The 9297-nt window shown below is 65.9% G+C and carries 2 protein-coding genes; both read left to right on the top strand.

The features are described 5' to 3' along the window. Window positions 1-15 precede the first annotated feature (15 nt). A complete protein-coding gene (locus ACQR1I_RS31435) occupies window positions 16-5781 on the top strand; it encodes a hypothetical protein (protein ID WP_434869967.1) in 5766 nt (1921 codons plus the stop codon). Window positions 5782-5828: 47 nt separating this feature from the next. Continuing rightward, a complete protein-coding gene (locus ACQR1I_RS31430; protein ID WP_434869968.1) occupies window positions 5829-9041 on the top strand; it encodes a hypothetical protein in 3213 nt (1070 codons plus the stop codon). Window positions 9042-9297: the final 256 nt, after the last annotated feature.

The following is a 9297-nucleotide window of genomic DNA, read 5'->3' as shown; positions in this document are numbered from 1 at the left end:
ATGAACCACGCCGCGGTGGCGACGGCGCGCTGCGACAGTTGTCACAACGGCTCCTTCACCGGCCAGGGCACCAAGGGGGCGCTGGGTACCGCGTCGTACCCGAACCACGTCGCCACCGGTGGCGCGGATTGCGTCAGCTGTCATGCCAAGGCCGCCTCGGGTGGCTTCACCAGCTGGGGCGGCGCAGCGTTCAAGCATGCCGCGACCGACACCAATTGCGCGACCTGCCACAACGGCAAGACGGCGCTGGGCATGACCACGCCGCCGCATATCCCGACCGGGACGCTGCAGTGCTCGAACTGCCACAGCAACACCGCGGCCAGCTTCACCACCTACACGATGAACCACGCCGCGGTGGCGACGGCGCGCTGCGACAGCTGCCACAACGGCAGCTACACCGGCCAGGGCACCAAGGGCGCGCTGGGCACGGCGTCGTACCCGAACCACGTCGCGACCGGCGGCGCTGACTGCGTCAGCTGTCATGCCAAGGCCGCCTCGGGCGGCTTCACCAGCTGGGGCGGCGCAGCCTTCAAGCATGCCGCCACCGACACCAATTGCGCGACTTGCCACAACGGCAAGACGGCCATGGGCATGACCACGCCGCCACACATCCCGACCGGGACGCTGCAATGTTCGAACTGCCACAGCAACACCGCGGCCAGCTTCACCACCTACACGATGAACCACGCCGCGGTGGCGACGGCGCGCTGCGATAGCTGTCACAACGGCAGCTTCACCGGCCAGGGCACCAAGGGCGCGCTGGGCACCGCGTCATTCCCGAACCATGTCGCCACCGGCGGCGCTGACTGCGTCAGTTGCCACGCCAAGGCGGCCTCGGGCGGCTTCACCAGCTGGGGCGGCGGCGCCTTCGCTCACAAGGCCACCGATACCAACTGCGCGACCTGCCACAACGGCAAGACCGCTCTGGGCATGACGACGCCGCCGCACATTCCGACTGCGACGCTGCAATGCTCGAACTGCCACAGCAACACCGCGGCGAGCTTCACGGCCTACACCATGAACCACGCCGCGGTGACGACGGCGCGCTGCGACAGCTGCCACAACGGCTCCTTCACCGGCCAGGGCACCAAGGGGGCGCTGGGCACGGCGTCATATCCGAACCACGTTGCCACCAGCGGCGCCGACTGCGTCAGCTGTCACAGCAAAGCTGCAAGCGGCGGCTTCACCAGCTGGGGTGGGGCGGCTTTCAAGCATGCCGCCACCGACACCAATTGCGCGACCTGCCACAACGGCAAGACGGCGTTGGGCATGATCACGCCGCCGCACATCCCGACTGGGACGCTGCAGTGCTCGAACTGCCACAGCAACACGGCGGTGAGCTTCACCACTTACACCATGAACCACGCCGCGGTGGCGACGGCGCGCTGCGACAGTTGTCACAACGGCTCCTTCACCGGCCAAGGCACCAAGGGGGCGCTGGGTACCGCCTCGTACCCGAACCACGTCGCGACCGGCGGGGCCGATTGCGTCAACTGTCACGCCAAGGCGGCCTCGGGCGGCTTCACCATCTGGGGCGGCGCAGCGTTCAAGCATGCCGCTACCGACACCAACTGCGCGACTTGCCACAACGGCAAGACGGCGATGGGGATGACCACGCCGCCGCACATTCCGGTGACCGGCGTCCAGTGCTCGAACTGCCACAGCAATACCGCGGCCAGCTTCACCACCTACACGATGAACCACGCCGCGGTGGCGACGGCGCGTTGCGACAGCTGCCACAACGGCAGCTTCACTGGCCAGGGCACCAAGGGAGCGCTGGGCACCGCGTCGTATCCGAACCACGTCGCGACCGGTGGCGCCGACTGCGTCAGCTGTCACGCCAAGGCGGCTTCGGGCGGTTTCACCAGCTGGGGCGGCGCGGCGTTCAAGCATGCCGCCACCGACACCAATTGCGCCACCTGCCACAACGGCAAGACGGCGCTGGGTTTGACGACACCGCCGCATGTTCCGGTGACCGGCGTCCAATGCTCGAACTGCCACAGCAACACCGCGGCCAGCTTCACCACCTACACCATGAACCACGCCGCGGTGGCGACGGCGCGCTGCGACAGCTGTCACAACGGAACCTTCACCGGCCAGGGCACCAAGGGCGCGCTGGGCACGGCATCGTATCCGAACCATGTCGCGACCGGCGGCGCCGACTGTGTCAGCTGTCACAGCAAAGCTGCCAGCGGTGGCTTCACCAGCTGGGGTGGGGCGGCTTTTAAGCACGCCGCTACCGATACGAACTGCGCGACCTGTCACAACGGCAAGACGGCGCTGGGCATGACCACGCCGCCGCATATCCCGACCGGGACGCTGCAGTGCTCGAACTGCCACAGCAACACTGCGGCCAGCTTCACCACCTACACGATGAACCACGCCGCGGTGGCGACGGCCCGCTGCGACAGCTGTCACAACGGAACCTTCACCGGCCAGGGCACCAAGGGCGCGCTGGGCACGGCATCGTATCCGAACCATGTCGCGACCGGCGGCGCCGACTGTGTCAGCTGTCACAGCAAAGCTGCCAGCGGTGGCTTCACCAGCTGGGGTGGCGCGGCGTTCAAGCATGCCGCTACCGACACCAACTGCGCGACTTGCCACAACGGCAAGACGGCCATGGGCATGACCACGCCGCCACACATCCCGACCGGGACGCTGCAATGTTCGAACTGCCACAGCAACACCGCGGCCAGCTTCACCACCTACACGATGAACCACACTGCGGTGGCGACGGCGCGTTGCGACAGCTGCCACAACGGCTCGTTCACCGGCCAGGGCACCAAGGGAGCGCTGGGCACCGCGTCGTATCCGAACCACGTCGCCACCGGCGGGGCCGATTGCGTCAACTGTCACGCCAAGGCGGCCTCGGGCGGCTTCACCAGCTGGGGCGGCGCGGCTTTTAAGCATGCCGCTACCGACACCAACTGCGCGACTTGCCACAACGGCAAGACGGCGCTGGGCATGGCCACGCCGCCGCATATCCCGACCGGGACGCTGCAGTGCTCGAACTGCCATAGCAACACCGCGGCGAGCTTCACCACCTACACCATGAACCACGCCGCCGTGGCGACGGCGCGCTGCGACAGCTGCCACAACGGCTCCTTCACCGGCCAGGGCACCAAGGGCGCGCTGGGCACCGCGTCATTCCCGAACCATGTCGCCACCGGCGGCGCGGACTGCGTCAGCTGTCACAGCAAAGCTGCCAGCGGCGGCTTCACCAGCTGGGGCGGCGCGGCGTTTAAGCATGCGGCCACCGACACCAATTGCGCGACCTGCCACAACGGCAAGACGGCCATGGGCATGACGACGCCGCCGCATATCCCGACCGGGACGCTGCAGTGCTCGAACTGCCACAGCAACACCGCGGCGAGCTTCACGACCTACACGATGAACCACGCCGCGGTGACGACGGCGCGCTGCGAAAGCTGCCACAACGGCTCCTTCACCGGCCAGGGCACCAAGGGCGCGCTGGGCACCGCGTCGTATCCGAACCACGTCGCCACCGGCGGGGCCGACTGCGTCAGCTGTCACAGCAAAGCTGCAAGCGGCGGTTTCACCAGCTGGGGTGGGGCGGCGTTCAAGCATGCCGCCACCGACACCAATTGCGCAACCTGCCACAACGGCAAGACGGCGATGGGCATGACCACGCCGCCACACGTTCCGGCGACCGGCGTCCAGTGCTCGAACTGCCACAGCAACACCGCGGCGAGCTTCACCACCTACAACATGAACCACGCTGCCGTTTCGACGGCGCGCTGCGACAGCTGCCACAACGGCAGCTTCACCGGCCAGGGCACCAGGGGTGCGCTGGGCACCGCGTCATTTCCGAACCATGTCGCCACCGGCGGAGCCGACTGCGTCAGCTGCCACAGCAAAGCTGCAAGCGGTGGCTTCACCAGCTGGGGCGGCGCGGCGTTCACCCATTCCGCGGCCAATACCAATTGCTCGACCTGCCATAACGGCTCGAGCGCGAAGGGTTTGACCACGCCGCCGCACATTCCGGTGACCGGCGTCCAGTGCTCGAACTGCCACAGCAATACCGCGGCGAGCTTCGCGACCTACACCATGAGTCATTCCGCCGTGCATGCAACGCGCTGCGACAGCTGTCACAACGGCGCGTATCGCGGCCAGGGCCGCAGAGGCGCGCAGGGGCCGGATCACGGCGCCAAGGCGCAGGATTGCGGCTGCTGCCACGTGCGCGCCGCCGCCAATTTTTCGACCTGGGACGACGACCCTCAGAAGCCGGCGGCGGGCTGCGCGACGACGGCCAGGTCGGTGGTCCCCGCTCAGGCGCCCGTCGTCAAGGCGGTGACGCCAGCATCGACCGCGAACCGTACGATGACGGCTGCCACGACGCCCGAGCCGGGTACGAGCTCAGCGCCGGCCGCGGCTGCCGCCGGCGGTGCTGCGAAGCCTGCTGCTCCATCCAGTTCGACGCTGTTGTTCAGCAGCAAGCCTCTGGCGAATACAGCTGCGACGTCGACGGCCGCCACGACCGATCCCAGGGCAGGGGTCCCGGCCGGTGCGCCTGCCGCGGCAACAGCTGGCGACGTGGCGTCGGCGTCGCAGCCGCTGAGCACTCCAAGGACGACATCCGCTCCTTCGGCGCCCGTGCCGAACGAGCAGGGCGGCAAGCTCCTGCCGTCGATCGGTGCCGCCAGTTCCGATGCAGCGGCGTCCCAGAACGCGGGTCGGATGCCATCGCTGCTGCCGACGCTGAATCCGAGGGCGGGCCTCGCCGGGTCGAACGGCACGGAGGCCGGCGCGCGATTCAATCACATGATGGCGCAAGGACCGTGCGTATCCTGCCACAACGGCGCGAGCGCACCGGGCAAGCCGTCGAAGCACATTGCGACTGCGGCGCCGTGCGAGACCTGCCACAAGAGCACGACGACGTTCAGCGGCGCCCGCTTCAGCCACACCGGAACGCCGGCGGCCTGCGCGAGCTGCCACAACGGCATGGCGGCCACCGGCAAGCCGCCAAAGCACGTCGCGACCAACGCGCCGTGCGAGACCTGCCACAAGAGCACGACGACGTTCGGTGGCGCCCGTTTCAGCCACACCGGAACGATGGCGGCCTGCGCGAGCTGCCACAACGGCATGGCCGCAACCGGCAAGCCGCAGAAGCACGTCGCGACGACTGCGCCGTGCGAGACCTGCCACAAGAGCACGACGACGTTCAGTGGGGCCCGCTTCAGCCACACCGCGACGACGGCGGCCTGCGCGACGTGCCACAACGGCTCATCCGCCGACGGCAAGCCGCCGCGCCACGTGGTCACCAGCGCGCCATGCGAAAGCTGCCACAAGAACACCGTGTCGTTCTCGGGCGCGCGGATGGATCACACCAGCCTGACTGCGCCGTGCGCCAGTTGTCACAACGGCTCCAATGCCTCCGGCAAGTCGCCGAGGCACTTCGTGACCAACGTACCCTGCGAGAGCTGCCACCGGACGGTCAGTTGGAGCTCGGTCAACTACCGGCATATGTCGGCAAGCTATCCCAACCATGGCGCCGCCATCGGCTGCACCGGCTGCCACAGCGGCAATGCGCAAGCCGTCGTGTACAAATTCGCGGCCTACAAGCCCGACTGCGCCGCCTGTCACGCGGGTGATTTCCGGCCGCAGCAGCATGCCAAGCTCATGAAGCCGGCGCCGATGAACTACACCGTCGCCGAGCTCAAGGACTGCACCGGCGCGTGCCATATCTATGCTGACAAGTCGCAGACCGCGATCATTACCCGTCGCCAGCGGCAGCACCGCGTCAATGGAGGCGGCTGGTGAGGGGGGGCCGCTTCAGACAATCAGAGCCAGCGAGGTCGGCCAGATGGGTGATCCCTCTGCTGTCCGGCCTGCTCGCAATGCTGCTCGATGCAGCCTCTGGAGTGGCACCGGCGCAACCGGTCATCGATCAGTTCGTTGCCAATTCAAATGCCACGACGGTGGGCAATTGCAGCCTGCTGCAAGTCAATTTCCATGTTCGCGTCCGCTACACCGGGCATTTCCCGCTCGATCACGGCAGCCAGCTCAGCGTCGCGCTGCAACTGGTCGACCGCGACGCCGTCATCACGCGACGCCTGGTCAGACGCGAGGGGGTGAGGGTCGAAAATGCCCAGGGCTCCGGCATCCAGGACGTTTATCTGACGCTCGACCAGAACAGGGGACCGAACCTCGTCGTCCAGTTCGCAGGCGAGTTCGCCTACCAGATCGTGCAATCCGGCAGCTTCGAGCAGGTGGCGATCGTCATTGCCCGCAAAGGCCCGGTGTCGGCGTGCAAGGTGAAGGCCCTGCTGCCGAGCGTGGCCGACCCGGGTGCGCCGAAGCCGGTCGCCACCCCAGGTGCGGCTGCGTCGGTCCGCAACGACAATCGCACGATGCAGCAGGCGTCGGCCGCGGACATCCGTTTTGCGGAGGCCTCGATGGACGAGGCGCGCGCAGCGATCAAGAAAGGCAATTTCAGTGCCGCGATCGATCTGTTGAGGAAGGTGCTGAAACTCCCGGAGAACGGCTCGAGCGCCGAGGCGCAGGAGCTGCTCGGCGTGGTGCGCCAGAAGTCCGGCCAGACCGCTGCAGCCCAGGCCGAATATGAGGACTATCTGCGCCGCTATCCGAGCGGCGAGGGAGCAGAGCGGGTGAGGCAGCGGCTCGCCGCGCTTCTCACCGCGACCAGCACTGCACCGGCGCGGCCGCGCGATATGTCTCCGGTTCCGCCCGACGGTGGCGACATGGGGGCCGGCACGCCGACGCAGGCGGCCGGGCCGAACGGCGATACGCGCTGGACGATGTCGGGCAGCCTTTCGACGACCTTCATCACCAACGACACCACCAGCGCCGTCAAGGACCGGGCGATTGCACCCAACCCGAATGCCGATCCGGATGCGCACCGGGTGCACCAGAATACGCTGCTCACCAATTTCGATTTTCTCGGCACGGCGGACAACGATCGCATCAGGACCAAGTTCAAGCTGGCGTTCACCCACGAGCGCCAGTTCGATACCGGCACCGACAAGTATGGAGTCTCGACTGCGCAAGTCGACTATACTCTGAAGGAAGCCGACGTGACGTTGCGCATCGGACGGCAATCGCGCAACACCGGCGGCGTGATCGGCCGTTTCGACGGCGCGGTGCTGAGCTGGCAGAAGAGCCCCGGGCTGCGCCTGAACGTGCTCGCGGGCGCACCGAACTGGAGCCGCTTCGACGCGCCGTTCAAGGATGGCAAGACGCTCTATGGCGCGAGCATCGATTTCGGCAAGATCCTCGGCGGGCTCGAGACCACCGTCTACCTGATCACGCAATATGACCGCAACATCGTCGACCGCCAGGCTGTCGGCGCGGAGTTCCGCTATTTCGACACCAACAAGTCGCTGCTCGGAATGATCGACTACGACACGCATTTCCGCGCGCTCAATGCTGCCGTGTTCTCGGGCACGTATACGTTCGAGGACAAGTCGGTCATCAACGCCTCGGTCGACTATCGACGAGTTCCATTTCTCTCGACCTGGAATGCGTTGCAGGGCCAGCCGTTCCTCACGCTCTATGACATGATGAAGTTTAATACCGCAGCGGAGATCAAGCAGCTCGCGATCGACCGCACGCCAACATTCCAGTCGGCGATGGTGAGCTATTCGCGGCCCCTGAACGAGACCTGGCAGGTCGCGGCCGATGCCACCGTGACCAATCTGACCGGCACGTTGCCGTCCGGAGGCGTCGACGGCACGCCGGCGAGCGGTCTCGAATATTATCTGTCGACTCAGTTGACCGGGAACAGCATCATCAAGCCGGGCGACCTGTTCATGGGTGCGCTCCGCTACGCCAGTCTGGCCGACTCGAAGTTCTACGTGCTGGATCTTGCCTCGCGCTATCCGATCACGCCCGATCTCGCCATCAGCCCACGACTGCGGATGGGCTATAGATCCGGGACCCGGACCGACTTGAAGGAGTACACGATCCTGCCGTCGCTGCTGGTCAGCTATCTCTGGTCGAAGGAGATCAGCCTGGAGACAGAACTAGGCTACCGGTACGTCGACAGCACGCTGGCCAACGTCAAGACGACGACAAAGGACCTGTTCGCGACGGTCACGTTGCGGCGCGATTTCAACGCCGACGGTGTCACGAAGTGTAATGCCTCGATCGTCAGTTGCGCCTGGGCCAGGCCCGCGGCGTTGCAGGGCGGCCAGGGCGCGGGCGACATGCCGCTGCGGTCGCGCGCGTCGATCCTTCCGTCTTATATGCTGGAAACAGGTGTGCGCTACTGGTTCAGCTCGGGGCAGAACCGCTACCGCTATTTTGCCGATCAGGCCGCGACGCTTCAGGTCTCCCGGCTCGCTTATGGCGGAATGACCGGGCACAGCGGCGAGATGTTCTTCAGGATCGATGCGCTCGACGGCCCGTTCACCAACATGTTTCTGAAGGGCTATGTCGGGGCGGGCAAGATCAGCTCGGGCAGCCTGGTCGACGAGGATTTCGCTCCGTTCGTCAATCCGTCATCGAAGACCGTCAGCAATGTCGGCGGACGGCTGCAATATGCCAATCTCGATGTCGGTTTCAACCTGCTGGAGACCGACCGTTTCCGGTTGGGCGCCTTCGTCGGCTATCAATACTGGACCGAGACGGCGGACGCGCGAGGCTGCACCCAGGTGGGCGGCAATCCGGTGATCTGCAACCCGGCGCTGGGGCCGGGCGTCAAGGTGGTGACCGAGCAGGACCACTGGCACAGCGGACGGGCCGGTGTCGCACTCAATACGCGGCTGTCGGACCGCCTGAGCTGGCAGGCGGAGGCCGCTTACGTGTGGACTTCGCAGAAGGCGGTCGACACGCACTATTTCACGTTCGGACGTGATCCCGCCTCGGGACAAGGATCGGGATTCCAGGCCGAGACCGTGCTGAACTACCAGCTGACCGATAATTTCCGCGTCGGCATCGGTGGACGCTGGTGGCATCTCAGCACCAATGCGGTCGATTCGTTCAATCAAGTCCTGAGATATACGACGGAACGTTATGGCGTGTTCCTGCAGGGCTCTTATCAGTTCAATCGAGCCAAATAGCCTGCCGCAGCTGCAGCCATGTATTGCTATCAGAGGCTGCGGCCTCTGCGACTTCGTCGCAATCCGAGCTGGCGTATCGACGAACGACTATTTGCCCGGGCGTGTCCGCTTCTGAAACAAACGCTGCGCGTCCTCGCAATCTTTGAATTTCCATTTCATTGACGCCGTGAGCTCCTGAACGGATATTCACGGCCATTGCCGCTCAACCCATGGGATCGCCCAGATGAGAACGAGAACCGCAGCCCGCCGCCTGGTG

Origin of the sequence: Bradyrhizobium sp. HKCCYLS2038 (assembly GCF_051167655.1) — a bacterium.
Taxonomy (GTDB): Bacteria; Pseudomonadota; Alphaproteobacteria; order Rhizobiales; family Xanthobacteraceae; genus Bradyrhizobium.
Note: the sequence above shows the minus strand (reverse complement) of the source record. Positions and strands in the feature narration are given on the sequence as shown.